The sequence below is a fragment of the Pedobacter paludis genome (genome assembly GCF_003173575.1).
GTDB lineage: Bacteria > Bacteroidota > Bacteroidia > Sphingobacteriales > Sphingobacteriaceae > Pedobacter > Pedobacter paludis.
In genome coordinates this window covers 506,520-521,105 of sequence record NZ_QGNY01000001.1, presented here as the reverse complement: position 1 = coordinate 521,105, position 14,586 = coordinate 506,520, and the positions used below count along the sequence as shown (strand labels likewise).

Genomic DNA, 14,586 nt, shown 5'->3' with positions numbered 1-14,586 from the left:
AAAATTACGCTTATTTTTGTTTAATGATATCACGAAGCGATAAAGCTTTGATGATAGCACGATAGCGCTCAATATCTTTTTTGTATAAGTATGCCAAAATACCGCGGCGTTTACCTACCAATTTTTGAAGTGACAACTGAGTAGAGAAATCTTTACGATTTTTCTTTAAGTGTTCTGTTAAGTGCGCAATACGGTATGTAAATAACGCTACTTGACCTTCTGCAGAACCTGTGTTGGTTTCTACTTCGCCGTGTTGTTTAAAGATTTCGGCTTTCTTTTCTGGACTTAAATACATTCTTGAATAATATTAAAGTGATAAAAATTAATTAATTGTGGCGCAAAGATAAGATATTTTTAACTTATTAACAAAGTATGGTTTATTGTTTAATTGCTCAGTTGTAAAATTGAATCTTGGTAGTCTCATTTTGAAAAGCACGGTTCGGTTTTTATAGGTAACTTCAGCCCCGTCCCCGCTTCAATCTTTTTGTGTTATTACTTCCATTATCGTCTTTGCGAGGAGGAACGACAGCCTGTCCCGAATATTCGGGAAAGCAATCTCATTCAGAAAGTGCTACAAAAAGGATTTCCGCTAAGTCGGGTTTAGAGAAATAAGATTGTTCAAGAAACCTATTTTTTATTATTGATACGCTCTAATTCCAAAACATCTAACTGGTCTTTTGGTCTATTAGTTGCACGTTTATTATCAAGAAGATGGTTATAATGTAGAAACCGAGCCTTAATGCCATTTATTTCATCAACAGTAGCCATTTGGAAATACTCATCAAATTTCTGCTTATCCAATCCAGGAATATCAGTCATTAAATCAGCATACATTCCATCATCCATTAGAACTTCACAATATCCGGCAATAATCGGAACATCCAGAAGCATATCGTATTTACCGTAGCCCATTTCATCTAAAGCGTAAATCAAATTCTGCCTGTTTTCTTTTGTGTCCTTTAAATAGATATCTAAATCTCCTGTAGTCCTATTATATCCATAACGGTTAACTGCAAAGCCACCAACAATAAGATATCGCAAATCGAATTGCTGGAATGTTTCCAATAACAAAAGCATTTCTGGATTCTCTTTATCAAAGGACATACTGAAAAATTAAAGGCTTGGCTTACGAATAACAATACCTTTTCCTTGAGGAGATTTTAATGGTTTACCACCATTCATGGTTACTGAAATGTGGTTGAGTTGCAAAACACCAAAAAATCGTTGCTCTGGAGTACGGCTCAAGTATACATTTTCACGCTCCTCGATAAGTGTTTCGCGTGGAATTGAAATATCATATAGTGTAAGCTTTCCCATTTCTAATCAAAAATACATAAAATATCTTTACAACAAGATATCAAAACCTTATCATACTTTTGTACAAAACATTTTACCCTTGGAAAAGAATCAATTTAGCATTTTCGAAAGCGAGTTACGTGTACGCCCTGACGATATAGACATGTTCAACCATGTACATAACAGCAAATACTTGGATTATGTATTGGCCGCCCGTTACGAGCAGATGGAAAAATTCTATGGGATGCCCTGGGAACATTTTACAAAACAAGGTTTAGGCTGGGTGGTAAGTCATGTCGATATTAATTTTAAACGCCCCCTTTTAATGAACGATTTAATGTTGATTAGAACGGGCATTTTAAACATGAATGATAAAGGATGTTCGGTTCAGTTCGAAATCATCAATAAAAAAACTGGCAAAGTAGCTTCGGATGGAATTTTTGATTATGTATTAATTGATTTAAACACAAGCCGTGGCACAAAGGTTACTGAAGAGATGATTAAAGCATATAGTATTTAGTTAGAAAGTCGGAGGTCCGAAGATATTGTATTTGAGAATACATCCTGACCCCAGTACCTCGGTTTGTGTCCCCACGAACTGAAATATAACTTGCAACATCATCAACTCAAAGATTTGATTCCGTGATTTCCGTGTTTCCGTGGGGGATAATTTAATCAACACCTTAAAAATCAGTCATAAAAATTTGACAATTGAAAAATTTATTTATCTTTGTCGGATCAAAAAGAACAGAACCATGATAGTATCTGCAATCCGTTTTAGGTTTTAAATAACCGAGGATTCCCTCCCATTTCAGTATTAGATATGTGCATTTAATTGCCTATCTTTTGGTTTATTCATAACATCTTATTTATATTATATGTCACAGTCAGTGAAGACACAGGGCAAACTATCATCTTTTTTTGAAGTACTTGTACAATCCTTAAAAGGCAATGAAGTTGATTTAACTTCAATTAGCATTAAACGGGCAATTATTTTATTGGCCATTCCGATGATGCTGGAAATGGCAATGGAATCAGTTTTTGCATTAGTCGATTTATATTTCGTGGGTCACTTAGAAAACAGCAGCCATGCCATACAAACCGTAGGTTTAACCGAATCAGTCTTAACCATTATATATTCCTTAGCCGTTGGATTGAGCATGGCAGCTACTGCGGTTGTAGCCAGAAGAATTGGTGAGAAAAACCCTGAAGCAGCCGCAAAAGCAGGAATGCAAACCATCGTAATTGCAGTAGCGATTAACATTTTAATCAGCATTGCTGGATTAATTTATGCCAGAGATATTCTTTTATTAATGGGTGCATCAACAGAAACTGCAGCGCATGGAACCACTTTCGTTCGGATTATGATGGGCGGAAGTATCATTATTGTTTTGCTATTTTTAATAAATGGTATTTTTCGAGGTGCAGGAAATGCGGCAATTGCCATGCGTAGCTTATGGATAGCCAACATTGCCAACATTATCCTTTGCCCTATTTTCATTAATGGTTTAGGACCCATTCCTGCATTTGGCTTAACCGGTGCCGCAATTGCTACAACAATTGGTCGAGGCCTGGGTGTAACTTATCAGGTGTATAATTTATTCAATGGGAAAAACGCATTAAAAAATCGGATTAGTCAATTTATTCCAGATTTTGAGCAAATCAAAGCCATTGTAAAAATTGCGGCTCCCGCTATTTTCCAGTTTATAATCGCAAGTTGTAGTTGGGTCTTTTTGGCAGAACTCGTAGCTACAACAGGCGGCGATGAGGGTTCGGCAGGTTATCAAACGGCACTTCGATTAATGATGTTCTTCTTATTACCCGCATGGGGATTGAGCAATGCGGCAGCAACATTGGTCGGTCAAAATTTGGGCGCTGGCCATATCGATAGAGCTGAACAATCTGTTTTTCAAACCTTAAAATACATTATCATTTTTATGGCTGTGGTAAGCGTTGTATTTTTAACCTGCGGACATTTATTTGCATCATTTTTTACTTCCGATGCGAAGGTAATTGAGATTGCAAGTCGTGCGCTGAAAATTTTAAGTATCGGTTTTGTTATTTATGGCTCGGCGATGGTTTTTAGCAGTGCTTTCAATGGTGCTGGAGATACCTGGACACCAACTAAAATTAATGTTTTTGCGTTCTGGCTGTTCCAAATTCCATTGGCTTACTTCCTGGCTAAATATTTAGACATGGGGCCAACAGGTGTTTTTATTGCAATTCCAACTGCCGAAGCCGGTATTGCCGTTGCAGCATTTATCTTATTTAAAAAAGGTAAATGGAAGAAAACGATGGTTTAAATAAATTTAACCACGGATAAATCAGCCACAGCAAACAGATTAACATACTATTAATTTCCTATGATTCCATATAGATAATTAACCACAGATAAGCAGGATGAACACAGATAACTCGGCATTATGAAAAGTCAAACTTCCGCGGATTCATTTTTCCATGGCAAAAAATCCGTGTTTATCTGTGGTTAAAAATTTATTATTCTATCCCTTTTAAATCAGTTTTGTTAAACATCATCACATAATATATTGTGCAGGTAACCAATAAAGCCAAGCTGAATAAAAGGTAATAATGCCCAAGAATTAACCACATAGAAATAAAGAAAAAGAACAATAGCCATTTCAGGTAATTATCCATGTTCAACTTTACAATGTATAATAAGGTTAGGAGAAATATTAATCCGGCAAGGCCGAACACAAAACCATTTACAATTGAATATAATTCAAAATGAGATGCCGATATTAAAAATATCCATTCAGGAATTAAAATGATTGTAAAAACCAACAGCCAATTTTGAAGTCTCTTATAAACTGATATTTCTAGACTTTTACTGAAGTTAAGATATTCTGTTTCGAATTTTAACAAAGTGAAAACCAATGTTGCGTGGCATAAAATTGATGCTAACATTGCAACCAATAAAACCCGAATATCATTGCCTACGTCGATAAACATCCACAACATTCCTTTAAAGAAAACGAGCGATAATAATTTGCACATCAGCAACATTAAAGGTTGCTCGTTAAACAAATGAAATAATGGCCAGGAGAAGAAAGGCTTCTTAACTTTAAAACCAAAATGTGTGATTTGCCTTTCCTGTTTAAGAAAACCAAAAGTCAACGACTGATAGGTTAGCCATGATAAACCAAAAACCAAAGCTGAAAAAACAATTAAAATACTTACAACACTTAAATAAAGCTGATAGCCGAAACTTAACCCTATTAATAGAAAAACATAGATTAAAATTGGTGCAAGTATGACTAAATATAATCTCAGCCATAACTTCAATTGAGTATTCTTAAGTAGAGCTGTTGTTTCACCTACGAAATTATATTGAGCTTGTACAAGCCTTTGTTTGATAAAGAAATGTGCTTTTAGTGAATATAAAAACCATGATGCAAACACGATAGCCAGCCCAACCGGCGAAGAAATGCCGGCCAAAAGCAAAGCTTTTTGGTAGCCGATTAACTGTGATGGTTCTACTATACCGAATAAAATATAAATCCCAACCAGAAAAAAACCGGCATGTTGCTGATAAAATTCTTTCGCTAAACTATTGATTAATAACTTCAGCATTTAAAGTTTAACAATTTGTTTTTCAATAATTTGGAATAAGGCATCTAATTTCAGTTTATCATTGCTAACTTCCTGATGTGATGATAAAAGAAATGATTTTCCTTGAGTCGCTTTTTCGTTAATTAAGTGATAAAGTTTATCTGCAGAAGCCACATCAATTGTAATTAAAGGTTCATCTAAAATGTATAAATCAGGGTTTCCGATGAAAGCACAAATCAAGGAAAGTTTTTTCAGCATCCCGCTTGAATAACTGCCAATCTTATTATTAATAAACGCAGACATTTCAAAGTAATCAGCAAGTTCATCTGCCTGTTTTCGTTGAGCGTTTCGTGTTTCTGTGTAAAAATCTATCAGTTCATTTCCTGTAATAAATAAGGGATATTGGGGCTCCGCCTCGGCGAAGCTAATTTTAGACCGAAAATTACTTGGCTCTTTTTTCAGATTAATACCGTTCAATTCCACTTCACCCTTAAAAGGTGTCTGACCTGAAATGATTCGGAACAGCGTAGATTTACCCGTTCCGTTGCCACCTTTTAGCCAATGGATGCCATTATCGATTTTCCATTCGCGAAAATTTAATACTTCGTGGCTGCCGTACTTTTTGTTGATGTTCGTTAAGCTTAACAAGTTAATGATAGTTTATTCTGATGTTTAGATAACCGAAATATTATTTTGTTACTTTAAAAGTATGGTGTGGGTAGAAGAAAGGTAACATTCAAAAGAATTACTACATTAAAATACATAAACTTGATTGAAACGGCATACTTTTTTGGCGCAGAATCTCGAATTTCTGACGGCATCCACAAAAAAGATAAAGTGGAAAGCAAGGCTGCAAGAACCGAAAAACTACAGGCTGAGCTTTTCAAATCATCGTTTTTGTCGAATTAATTTTCTCCCAAAAAAATCGGGATTTCGCTTCGCTCAAACACCTTAAATTTTCCATTAAAAACTATATCTTTGCGCAAAGATGAAGCATATACGTAATTTTTGCATTATTGCACATATTGACCACGGAAAGAGTACTCTGGCCGATAGGTTATTAGAATATACCGAGACGATTTCCAAGCGTGAGGCGCAGGCGCAATTGCTCGATAACATGGATTTGGAGCGTGAGAGAGGCATTACGATAAAAAGTCATGCCATACAAATGAACTACAAAGTTGGAGATATTGAGTACAATTTCAACTTAATTGATACACCTGGACACGTAGATTTTTCTTACGAAGTTTCGCGTTCTATTGCGGCCTGTGAGGGCGCTTTGCTTATTGTTGATGCATCGCAAGGTATTCAGGCACAGACCATTTCGAATTTATATTTAGCTTTGGAGCACGATCTTGAAATCATTCCGATTTTAAATAAGATGGATTTGCCTGGAGCAATGCCTGAGGAGGTTAAAGATCAGATTATCGATTTAATCGGATGTAAAAGAGAAGACATTATTCCAGCATCTGGTAAAACCGGACTTGGAATTCCAGATATTATCCAAGCCATTGTAGATCGTGTTCCTGCTCCGGTTGGAGATCCTGAAGCACCGTTACAGGCTTTGATTTTCGATTCGGTTTTTAACTCGTTTAGAGGTATTATTGCCTACTATAAAGTGGTTAACGGCGAAATAAAAAAAGGTGATAAAGTAAAATTTATTAATACAGGTAAACAATACTTGGCTGATGAAGTTGGTATTTTAAAACTGGATATGTCGCCAAGAAATGTGGTTAAAACCGGCGATGTTGGTTACATTATTTCAGGAATTAAAGAAGCTCGCGAGGTAAAAGTTGGTGATACGATTACAACCGTTGATAGACCTTCATTAGATTCAATCCAAGGTTTTGAAGAGGTTAAGCCAATGGTTTTTGCTGGGATTTACCCGGTTGATACTGATGAGTTCGAAGAGCTTCGTGAAGCGATGCATAAGTTGCAGTTAAATGATGCATCTATCGTTTTTGAACCAGAAAGCTCTGCTGCTTTAGGTTTTGGTTTCCGTTGCGGATTTCTCGGAATGTTGCACATGGAGATCATTCAAGAACGTTTGGAGCGTGAATTTGACATGACGGTTATCACAACTGTTCCCAACGTATCGTACATTGCCCATACAACTAAAGGAGAGGAAGTTACCGTTAATAACCCTTCTGACTTACCAGATCCAAGTAAATTGGATTCGGTTGAAGAACCGTTTATAAAAGCAAATATTATTACTAAAGCCGAATTTGTTGGACCAGTAATGTCGCTATGTATTCAAAAACGCGGAATTATCGTAAATCAATCTTATTTAACTTCTGATCGGGTTGAATTGATTTTTGAAATGCCAATGGGCGAAATTGTATTCGATTTTTATGATAAACTGAAAACGATTTCCAAAGGTTATGCATCTTTCGATTATCATCAAATTGGGTATCGAAAATCAGATTTGGTACGCTTGGATATGTTACTGAATGATGAGCCCGTAGATGCTTTATCTTCATTAATTCATAGAAGTAATGCATATGATTTCGGAAAGAAAATTTGCGAGAAATTGAGAGAGTTAATCCCTCGTCAGCAATTTGAGATTAAAATACAGGCCTCTATTGGTGCAAAAGTTATTGCCCGCGAAACGTTGAGTGCTTTGCGCAAGGATGTAACAGCTAAATGTTATGGTGGTGATATTTCTCGTAAACGTAAGTTATTGGAGAAACAGAAAAAAGGTAAAAAACGTATGCGCCAGGTTGGAAACGTAGAAATTCCGCAAAGTGCATTTATGGCGGTTTTAAAATTGGATTAAAATAGATTTGAGATATTAGATTTGAGATTTGAGATGATAACCGTCCAATCTCAAATCTAATATCTGATGTCTCACATCTCTTAAGAATGAAATTATTAGACGGTAAATACGTATCGGAAAAAGTTAAAGTTCAAATTGCCGAAGAGGCTGCTGAATTTCTAAATAATACTGGCAGAAAACCACATTTGGTTGCCATTTTAGTAGGTAATGATGGTGGCAGCGAAACTTACGTAGCCAGCAAAATGAAGAACTGCGAAAAGGTAGGTTTTAAATCCTCACTCCATAGGTACGATAATTCTGTTACCGAAGCTGAGTTATTGGCTAAAATCGAAGAAATTAATCAAGATGCTGATGTTGATGGATTGATTGTTCAATTGCCTTTACCAAAGCATATTGACCCAGAAAAAGTTACCGAAACCATAGATTACCGTAAAGACGTAGATGGTTTCCACCCCGTTAATTTGGGCAGAATGATGCGTAACCTACTATGTTTTATTCCCGCTACGCCATATGGCATTTTATTGATGTTGCAAGAATACAATATCGATACGACAGGAATGCATTGTGTTGTGGTTGGGCGTAGTAATATTGTAGGTAGCCCAATGAGTATTTTGATGGCTCGTAATGCAAATCCAGGAAACTGCACGGTAACACTTACCCACTCCCGTACAAAAGATTTAAAGGAACAAGTGCTGCAAGCAGACATCATCATCGCTGCAATTGGTAAAAAGAACTTTATTACTGCTGATATGGTTAAACCTGGTGCAATTGTAATCGATGTTGGTATAAACCGAGAAACATCTACAGAAACTAAATCTGGTTTTAAACTTTATGGTGATGTTGATTTCGAAAACGTAGCACCTATTTCATCATACATCACACCTGTTCCCGGCGGTGTTGGTTTAATGACTATTGTTGGTTTACTTAAGAATACTTTGGCGTCGGCGAGGAAAGAAATTTACTCTTAAGCTCAAAGCCTAAAGCAAGAACTTAGTCTATAAAATATTCAAAAGCAACTCGAATGTTTGAGTTGCTTTTTTTTTACGTGTAGATATTTTTTATTATACGTATAATAATTATATTTGTTCGTAAATACAATGTTATGGATTCGAAACTTACGCTAAGCTTTAACCAAGATGTGGTTACAAAAGCAAAAAAATACGCTGCTGATAATAACATTAGCTTATCTCGTTTAATTGAGCATTTGTTAATCCAGGTCACTGCTAGCAATTATAAATCGCTAGAGGATTACCCCATCAGTGATTGGGTAAGTATGGTTGCAGAAGGTGAAGTAGAATACAAAAAAACATCAAAACAAACTCGTAAATCTTCTAAGGATGAGTTTTTTAATTCTAAAAAGTAATCCATGTTGCGCATATTTTTAGATGCCAATGTGCTGGTTTCCGTTCTGAATAAAGAGTATCCCCTTTTCACCTATTCTTCGAGGATTTTGAGTTTGGCATCACATCCAAATTTTGAAGTTTATACCTCGCCACTTTGTTTGGCCATTGCATTTTACTTTGCGGAAAAGAAGCACGGTTCTGTACTTGCAAAACAAAAGATGGATTTGCTTTGCCAACATATAAAGATTGCTGAGAATTCTTCTAAGGGCGTTTCAGATACATTATCGAATAAGAAAATTCATGATTTTGAAGATGGCCTAGAATATTATGCTGCTTACCAAAAAGATTGCAAATGCATAATTACCGAAGATATTGAAGATTTTTATTTCTCGAATATCGAAGTTTTAAACTGTCAGGAGTTTTTTAAACAGTACTTGCGTTAACGAACAAGAATAAAGGAACAAAGAATAAAGATATAGTGGCCAAATCTTAGATCTTTTATCCTTGTTCGTTGCTCCTTTTTTCAGCTCCAAAGCTTGTTCCACCAGCTTTCCTCAAAGCCAACATATAATCCATCTTCACGTAATTCAGTCGGGTAAATATTAATGTAATCTCCCTGCCCCTCTGCTCCTCTACCGGTAGTTAAACTATATTCCCAACGATGAATCGGACAAATCAGATTGCCATTTTTGCACCATCCCCCACTGAAATGCCCTCCTGCATGCGGACAATAAGATTGAGTGGCTGTAATTTTATTATCATTATTGATGATACAAAGTTGTTTCCCATTCACTTCAACCGTTTTAATTGAATCAGAATTAGGGATTTGAATTTTATTAAGCGCCTTAAACCACTTCATTAAGCTAAAATAAGCATTTAAATATCAGTGTTATTTCATCTTTACATTAATTTTTGAAAGTGGAACCACTGGACCATATTTTTTTAGGATATTTGCATCCTCAAAAATGAAACAAGACATACCAGAAGACGGCACATTACTTCCTTTAATGGAAGAGTTCTATACAATACAAGGCGAGGGATTTAATACTGGCAAAGCGGCTTATTTCATCCGTTTAGGTGGTTGCGATGTGGGTTGCCATTGGTGCGATGTTAAAGAAAGCTGGGATGCAGAAATGCACCCGCTCACACCTGCCGATGTAATTGTAGAAAATGCTGATAAATTTCCTGGCAAAGCTGTAGTTATAACTGGTGGAGAACCATTAATTTACAATCTCGATTATCTAACCAATAAATTAAAAGATAAAGGAATTTTAACTTTCATCGAAACATCTGGGGCTTACCCATTATCGGGAAATTGGGATTGGATTTGTTTATCTCCGAAGAAATTTAAGGCACCGCGACCAGATATTACGCCCTTTGCGCATGAGCTAAAAGTGATTGTTTTTAATAAAAGCGATTTCAAATGGGCCGAAGAATATGCGGCAATGGTATCTCCCACCTGCAAGTTATATTTACAGCCTGAATGGTCAAAATCGAAAGCAATTACACCTTTAATTATTGAGTATGTAATGGCCAACCCAAAATGGGAGATTTCTTTACAAACACACAAATTTTTAAATATTCCATAAATAGTTTACATTAGCTTTAACCAAATGTTAATGTAATGAAACTTCGCTTATTTCTTTTTTTTAGCGTACTAAGCATTTATTGCTTTGGTCAAAATTCTCCAAACAAAAAAGCGCAAAACTTTTTCGAGAAAGCCAATCCCGCTCTACAAAAGCAAAATTATACAGAAGCCATTCAATTTTTAGAAAGTGCAGTCCAGGCAGATCCTCAGTTTCAAACTGCATTTTTGGTTTTAGGTGATGTATATAGAATTCAAAAGAAATATGCTGAATCAAAATCCTCTTATCAAAAGGCAATTGCCATTAATAAAAACGTTAAGCCCGAAGTTATTTTTGGATTAGCAGAATCTGAATTTGCCACGGCAGATTACACTAAAGCCAAGCAGCATTTCTTGGAGTTTTTAGCAGTCGACAAATCTTCCGATAAAAATAGAAAGGCAAGAAAATATCTCTTAGACTGCGATTTTGCTTCTGAGGCCATAAAAAAACCAGTAAAATACGCACCAAACAATTTAGGCCAAAATGTAAATACGACTGATGCCGAATATTTTCCCGCATTAACCGCAGATGGTGAAACGCTGATTTTTACTCGGCAGATTAATGGTAACGAAGATTTTTGGACATCTCAATTAAAAAATAACTCATGGAATTTGGCTAAACCACTTTCAAGTAAAATCAATACAGCCAAATATAATGAAGGTGCCCAAACGATTTCACCAGATGGAAAATACCTCTTTTTTACAGGATGCAATCGCCCTGATGGTTTAGGAAGATGCGATATTTATGTTTCACACCGCGAAGGTAAGGATTGGGGGGAACCTTATAATGTTGGTACACCAGTAAATTCAGAATACTGGGAATCGCAGCCGGCAATAAGTCCTGATGGAAGAACACTCTATTTTATAAGCAATCGGCCTGGCGGTTCTGGAGGTTACGATATTTGGAAAAGTACCATTACCGATGACGCAAAGTGGGGACCAGCAATAAATCTTGGGCCCGAAATAAATACAGCGTATGATGAAAATACTCCATTCTTGCATGCAGATGGTAAAACACTTTACTTTTCGTCGGATGGTTGGCCAGGTTTCGGAAATAAAGACATTTATTATAGTAGAATGACTGATGAGGGCAAATGGCAAAAGCCTATAAATATTGGTTATCCAATTAATTCATTTGAAGATGAAAGTGGTTTGGTTGTAAGTGCAGATGGAAATTTGGGGTTATTCTCTTCTAATTTAAAAGATGGATTTGGTGGACAGGATATTTATAGTTTTGGCATCCCAGAGCAGGCTAAACCTTTAAAAATCACTTACGTTAAGGGAATCGTTAAAGATAAGGATAGTCAAAAAACGATAGAAAGCAATGTTCAGGTGGTGGATTTAAAAACCAATAAAACCGTTTTTGATGATTATACAGATGCAGAAACCGGTCAGTTTTTAGCTGTTATGCCTGTGGGCAGCAATTACATGTTTAATGTAAGTGCTGAAGGTTATATGTTTTATTCCGAAAATTTTGAACTGAAGAGTGGCGATATAAATAAACCTTATCAAATTGAGGTAAGTATTGAGAGAATAAAGGCTGGTGCGAATGTAACTTTAAGAAACATCTTTTTCGATACCAACAAATACAATCTCTTGCCAGCCTCAATAAAAGAACTGGAAATTTTAATCAATTTCTTAAACGAAAATGAGAAGGTAAATATCGAAATTCAAGGGCATACGGATAATGTAGGTGATGATAAATTGAATGAAAAGTTATCATTAAATAGAGCAAGTGCGGTTTACGAGTATTTAATCAAAAATAATATAGATTCAAAAAGACTTACTTTTAAAGGCTTCGGAGAAACAAAGCCCATTGCAGATAACAAAACAGAACTTGGTAGAAAAAATAACCGAAGAACATCATTCATTATCACGAAAATTTAGCATGTCCCAAAATTATAGTAACCATAAAAGATTTTATCCATTATTTCATTTTACCACTATTCCATTAACCGTAATTGGTTTAGGATTGGCCGTTTATACCGTTATATCAATTCCAAATATTGTTACAGGCTTAATTGCACTTGCATTTATTTTGATTTTGCTTGTTGCATTGATGGCAAGAATGTTTGCGCTTAAGGCTCAAGATAGAGCTGTAAGAGCGGAAGAAAAACTTCGTTATTTCATTTTAACGAATAAAGCATTGCCAACCGAATTAAGAATGGGACAGGTTATTGCACTTAGGTTTGCCAGCGATGATGAGTTTGTCAGTTTGGTTGATAAAGCAGTCTCAAATAATTTATCTCCAGATGAAATTAAAAAGGAGATTAAAAACTGGCGTGGAGATTATCATAAAATATAGTCATTATATTAGCAGGAAGCCGGTCGAAGCACTTTCTTTAAAGGCCTTCGATAAACTCAGGCTGACAGTTCTCTACTAAGAGATATTTAAAACTTCTTACCTTTCATAACGCTTATTTCTGATCCTTCAGCCAGCATTACTGAATCTGGATGAGCGTTATTTAAAAAAGAAAAATCGCTTCCATAGTTTGTGCCAAAATCAACCTCAATAGCATAATCACTGACAGGATATACTTCCCATCTTGGATGTTCAACTCCATATTCTGAAGTTTTATTGTTGCCAATTTTTGTGTAACCCCAATAATGCTCGGTAATAAATTCTTCTTCACTCCCGATTTCAATTTTATTGCTTTTTGAATCAGCCTTAATAGAAAATTTATTCCAGGTTTTATTTTTCCAAAGATAGTTTACTTCAATCTGATGTTCTTGCTCTATCCAAATATGCTTCATTGGCAGAGTTTGATAGTTTTCTTTGTAAATTGTATTTGCTACAAAGGTTATGGCTGGCAATGGTACAATTTCCTTTACAAAAACAACGCCGCGTTTCCATTCTTCACCATCTTTATATTTAACATAAAAACGAAGATTTACTTCTTCAAAGGTGGTATGATATGGTATGTTTAATCCGCGAAGCTTTACATCGATAAACATAAAACCTACCAAACTTACATAGTACTTTCCCTTCCAGTCGTCGAGCTCGGTGTGGGGTGGCAAATATTTCAAAAGTATTTCTGCATCAACTTGATATTGGGCCAGAGCAAGTTTTCGCCATTCGGCAGTGAGAAATACTTTTGGAGTTGCCAAGATTATAAAATTGCTTGTCTGATGCGTATTAACTTTGTCAAAGTTTCTTCCAGTAAATCCAAATGCAACATATTTGCACCGTCAGATTTTGCATTTGCAGGATCTGGATGTGTTTCAATAAACAAGCCATCAGCACCTACCGCAATCGCCGCTTTGGCAATGGTTAAAATTAATTCGGGTTTACCGCCCGTTACACCACTGGCTTGATTGGGTTGTTGCAAAGAATGCGTACAATCCATTACTACAGGTACACCAAAACTCTGCATTTCAGGTAAGCCTCTGTAATCAACAATCAAATCCTGATAGCCAAATGTATTACCTCTATCTGTTAAAATTACTTTGTTATTTCCTGCTTCTTTAACTTTTTCAACAACAAATTTCATTGAACCTGCAGAAAGAAACTGACCCTTTTTCACATTAACAACTTTTCCCGTTTCTGCCGCGGCAATTAATAAATCTGTTTGGCGACAAAGGAAAGCTGGGATTTGCAACACATCCACATAGGCAGCGGCCATAGCAGCTTCGCCACTTTCGTGAATATCTGTCACAGTTGGCACATTAAACTCGCGACCAATTCTTTCTAAAATCCTAAGGGCCTTTTCGTCACCAATTCCTGTAAAAGAACTTCCTTTACTTCTATTTGCTTTGCGATAAGAGCCTTTAAAGATGTATGGAATTTGGAGTTTGTCGGTGATAGAAATAATTTTTTCTGCAATTCGCATGGCGATATCTTCGCCTTCAATTGCACATGGCCCAGCCATTAGAAAGAAATTACCCGATTCCGTATTTTTTATTTTATCTAAATAATTAAGCATGTAAAATGTATTATGTAAAATAGATGATGGCAAATGATAAAGAATAATTTAAGT

Annotated in this window: 18 protein-coding genes; 10 read left to right on the top strand and 8 right to left on the bottom strand. The window is 35.9% G+C overall.

Annotated features, from left to right (window positions below; all coding sequences use genetic code 11):
• Positions 1–10: 10 nt before the first annotated feature.
• The 3 genes from rpsO to DF947_RS02135 form a co-directional block, all read right to left on the bottom strand.
• Positions 11–295 carry a 30S ribosomal protein S15 gene (gene rpsO / locus DF947_RS02145; RefSeq protein WP_025146265.1) on the bottom strand — a complete coding sequence of 95 codons (285 nt, stop codon included), beginning with the start codon at positions 293–295 and terminating at the stop codon, positions 11–13.
• 332 nt (positions 296–627) lie between these two features.
• Complete coding sequence (locus tag DF947_RS02140; RefSeq protein ID WP_109928033.1) at positions 628–1,104, bottom strand: hypothetical protein; 477 nt, start codon at positions 1,102–1,104, stop codon at positions 628–630.
• Between the two features lie 9 nt (positions 1,105–1,113).
• On the bottom strand, positions 1,114–1,317 hold the full coding sequence (locus DF947_RS02135; RefSeq protein WP_109928032.1) for a hypothetical protein: 204 nt from the start codon (positions 1,315–1,317) through the stop codon (positions 1,114–1,116).
• A 79-nt stretch (positions 1,318–1,396) separates the two neighbouring features.
• On the opposite strand from DF947_RS02135, the gene DF947_RS02130 reads away from it, so the two are divergent.
• The gene (locus tag DF947_RS02130; RefSeq protein WP_109928031.1) at positions 1,397–1,816 is read left to right on the top strand and encodes an acyl-CoA thioesterase; all 420 of its coding nucleotides are present in this window, start codon (positions 1,397–1,399) and stop codon (positions 1,814–1,816) included.
• Between the two features lie 358 nt (positions 1,817–2,174).
• A complete protein-coding gene (locus tag DF947_RS02125; protein WP_109928030.1) occupies positions 2,175–3,599 on the top strand; it encodes an MATE family efflux transporter in 1,425 nt (474 codons plus the stop codon).
• A 193-nt stretch (positions 3,600–3,792) separates the two neighbouring features.
• Here DF947_RS02125 and DF947_RS02120 read toward each other — a convergent pair whose 3' ends face one another.
• Entirely contained in the window at positions 3,793–4,887 is a 1,095-nt protein-coding gene (locus tag DF947_RS02120; protein WP_109928029.1) for a hypothetical protein, read from the bottom strand.
• Positions 4,888–5,514: an ATP-binding cassette domain-containing protein gene (locus tag DF947_RS02115; RefSeq protein ID WP_158526215.1), complete on the bottom strand. Its 627-nt coding sequence runs from the start codon at positions 5,512–5,514 to the stop codon at positions 4,888–4,890.
• A 66-nt stretch (positions 5,515–5,580) separates the two neighbouring features.
• On the opposite strand from DF947_RS02115, the gene DF947_RS02110 reads away from it, so the two are divergent.
• From DF947_RS02110 to DF947_RS02090, 5 genes are all read left to right on the top strand, one after another.
• Positions 5,581–5,775, top strand: a complete 195-nt coding sequence (locus DF947_RS02110; RefSeq protein ID WP_109928027.1) for a hypothetical protein — start codon at positions 5,581–5,583, stop codon at positions 5,773–5,775.
• 79 nt (positions 5,776–5,854) lie between these two features.
• Positions 5,855–7,642 (top strand): translation elongation factor 4, encoded by a 1,788-nt coding sequence (gene lepA / locus DF947_RS02105; RefSeq protein WP_109928026.1) that lies wholly within the window; start codon positions 5,855–5,857, stop codon positions 7,640–7,642.
• An 86-nt stretch (positions 7,643–7,728) separates the two neighbouring features.
• Positions 7,729–8,610 (top strand): bifunctional 5,10-methylenetetrahydrofolate dehydrogenase/5,10-methenyltetrahydrofolate cyclohydrolase, encoded by an 882-nt coding sequence (locus DF947_RS02100; RefSeq protein ID WP_109928025.1) that lies wholly within the window; start codon positions 7,729–7,731, stop codon positions 8,608–8,610.
• A 134-nt stretch (positions 8,611–8,744) separates the two neighbouring features.
• The gene (locus tag DF947_RS02095) at positions 8,745–9,005 is read left to right on the top strand and encodes a DUF6364 family protein (protein WP_109928024.1); all 261 of its coding nucleotides are present in this window, start codon (positions 8,745–8,747) and stop codon (positions 9,003–9,005) included.
• Between the two features lie 3 nt (positions 9,006–9,008).
• Complete coding sequence (locus tag DF947_RS02090; protein ID WP_240615305.1) at positions 9,009–9,428, top strand: type II toxin-antitoxin system VapC family toxin; 420 nt, start codon at positions 9,009–9,011, stop codon at positions 9,426–9,428.
• A gap of 80 nt (positions 9,429–9,508) precedes the next feature.
• On the opposite strand, the gene DF947_RS02085 is transcribed toward DF947_RS02090, so the two are convergent.
• Entirely contained in the window at positions 9,509–9,844 is a 336-nt protein-coding gene (locus DF947_RS02085) for a Rieske (2Fe-2S) protein (protein ID WP_109928023.1), read from the bottom strand.
• Between the two features lie 106 nt (positions 9,845–9,950).
• Here DF947_RS02085 and DF947_RS02080 point away from each other — a divergent pair, with 106 nt between their 5' ends.
• From DF947_RS02080 to DF947_RS02070, 3 genes are read left to right on the top strand one after another with little or no spacing between them, the layout of a single operon-like run.
• Positions 9,951–10,574, top strand: coding sequence for a 7-carboxy-7-deazaguanine synthase QueE (locus DF947_RS02080; protein ID WP_109928022.1), 624 nt, complete (start codon positions 9,951–9,953; stop codon positions 10,572–10,574).
• Between the two features lie 35 nt (positions 10,575–10,609).
• Entirely contained in the window at positions 10,610–12,496 is a 1,887-nt protein-coding gene (locus tag DF947_RS02075; RefSeq protein WP_109928021.1) for an OmpA family protein, read from the top strand.
• A gap of 1 nt (position 12,497) precedes the next feature.
• Complete coding sequence (locus tag DF947_RS02070) at positions 12,498–12,914, top strand: DUF6526 family protein (protein WP_109928020.1); 417 nt, start codon at positions 12,498–12,500, stop codon at positions 12,912–12,914.
• A gap of 86 nt (positions 12,915–13,000) precedes the next feature.
• Here DF947_RS02070 and DF947_RS02065 read toward each other — a convergent pair whose 3' ends face one another.
• Together DF947_RS02065 and kdsA are read right to left on the bottom strand one after the other, a co-directional pair.
• Complete coding sequence (locus tag DF947_RS02065; RefSeq protein ID WP_109928019.1) at positions 13,001–13,717, bottom strand: YqjF family protein; 717 nt, start codon at positions 13,715–13,717, stop codon at positions 13,001–13,003.
• A gap of 2 nt (positions 13,718–13,719) precedes the next feature.
• The gene (gene kdsA, locus DF947_RS02060) at positions 13,720–14,532 is read right to left on the bottom strand and encodes a 3-deoxy-8-phosphooctulonate synthase (protein WP_109928018.1); all 813 of its coding nucleotides are present in this window, start codon (positions 14,530–14,532) and stop codon (positions 13,720–13,722) included.
• Between the last annotated feature and the right edge of the window lie 54 nt (positions 14,533–14,586).

Excerpts from the sequence above, each read along its gene's own strand:
- DF947_RS02120 (WP_109928029.1), bottom strand. The coding sequence starts at position 4,887 with ATGCTGAAGTTATTAATCAATAGTTTAGCGAAAGAATTTTATCAGCAA.
- DF947_RS02085 (WP_109928023.1), bottom strand. The coding sequence starts at position 9,844 with ATGAAGTGGTTTAAGGCGCTTAATAAAATTCAAATCCCTAATTCTGAT.
- DF947_RS02135 (WP_109928032.1), bottom strand. The coding sequence starts at position 1,317 with ATGGGAAAGCTTACACTATATGATATTTCAATTCCACGCGAAACACTT.
- rpsO (WP_025146265.1), bottom strand. The coding sequence starts at position 295 with ATGTATTTAAGTCCAGAAAAGAAAGCCGAAATCTTTAAACAACACGGC.
- DF947_RS02140 (WP_109928033.1), bottom strand. The coding sequence starts at position 1,104 with ATGTCCTTTGATAAAGAGAATCCAGAAATGCTTTTGTTATTGGAAACA.
- lepA (WP_109928026.1), top strand. The coding sequence starts at position 5,855 with ATGAAGCATATACGTAATTTTTGCATTATTGCACATATTGACCACGGA.
- DF947_RS02100 (WP_109928025.1), top strand. The coding sequence starts at position 7,729 with ATGAAATTATTAGACGGTAAATACGTATCGGAAAAAGTTAAAGTTCAA.
- DF947_RS02125 (WP_109928030.1), top strand. The coding sequence starts at position 2,175 with ATGTCACAGTCAGTGAAGACACAGGGCAAACTATCATCTTTTTTTGAA.
- DF947_RS02095 (WP_109928024.1), top strand. The coding sequence starts at position 8,745 with ATGGATTCGAAACTTACGCTAAGCTTTAACCAAGATGTGGTTACAAAA.
- kdsA (WP_109928018.1), bottom strand. The coding sequence starts at position 14,532 with ATGCTTAATTATTTAGATAAAATAAAAAATACGGAATCGGGTAATTTC.
- DF947_RS02070 (WP_109928020.1), top strand. The coding sequence starts at position 12,498 with ATGTCCCAAAATTATAGTAACCATAAAAGATTTTATCCATTATTTCAT.
- DF947_RS02090 (WP_240615305.1), top strand. The coding sequence starts at position 9,009 with ATGTTGCGCATATTTTTAGATGCCAATGTGCTGGTTTCCGTTCTGAAT.
- DF947_RS02080 (WP_109928022.1), top strand. The coding sequence starts at position 9,951 with ATGAAACAAGACATACCAGAAGACGGCACATTACTTCCTTTAATGGAA.
- DF947_RS02075 (WP_109928021.1), top strand. The coding sequence starts at position 10,610 with ATGAAACTTCGCTTATTTCTTTTTTTTAGCGTACTAAGCATTTATTGC.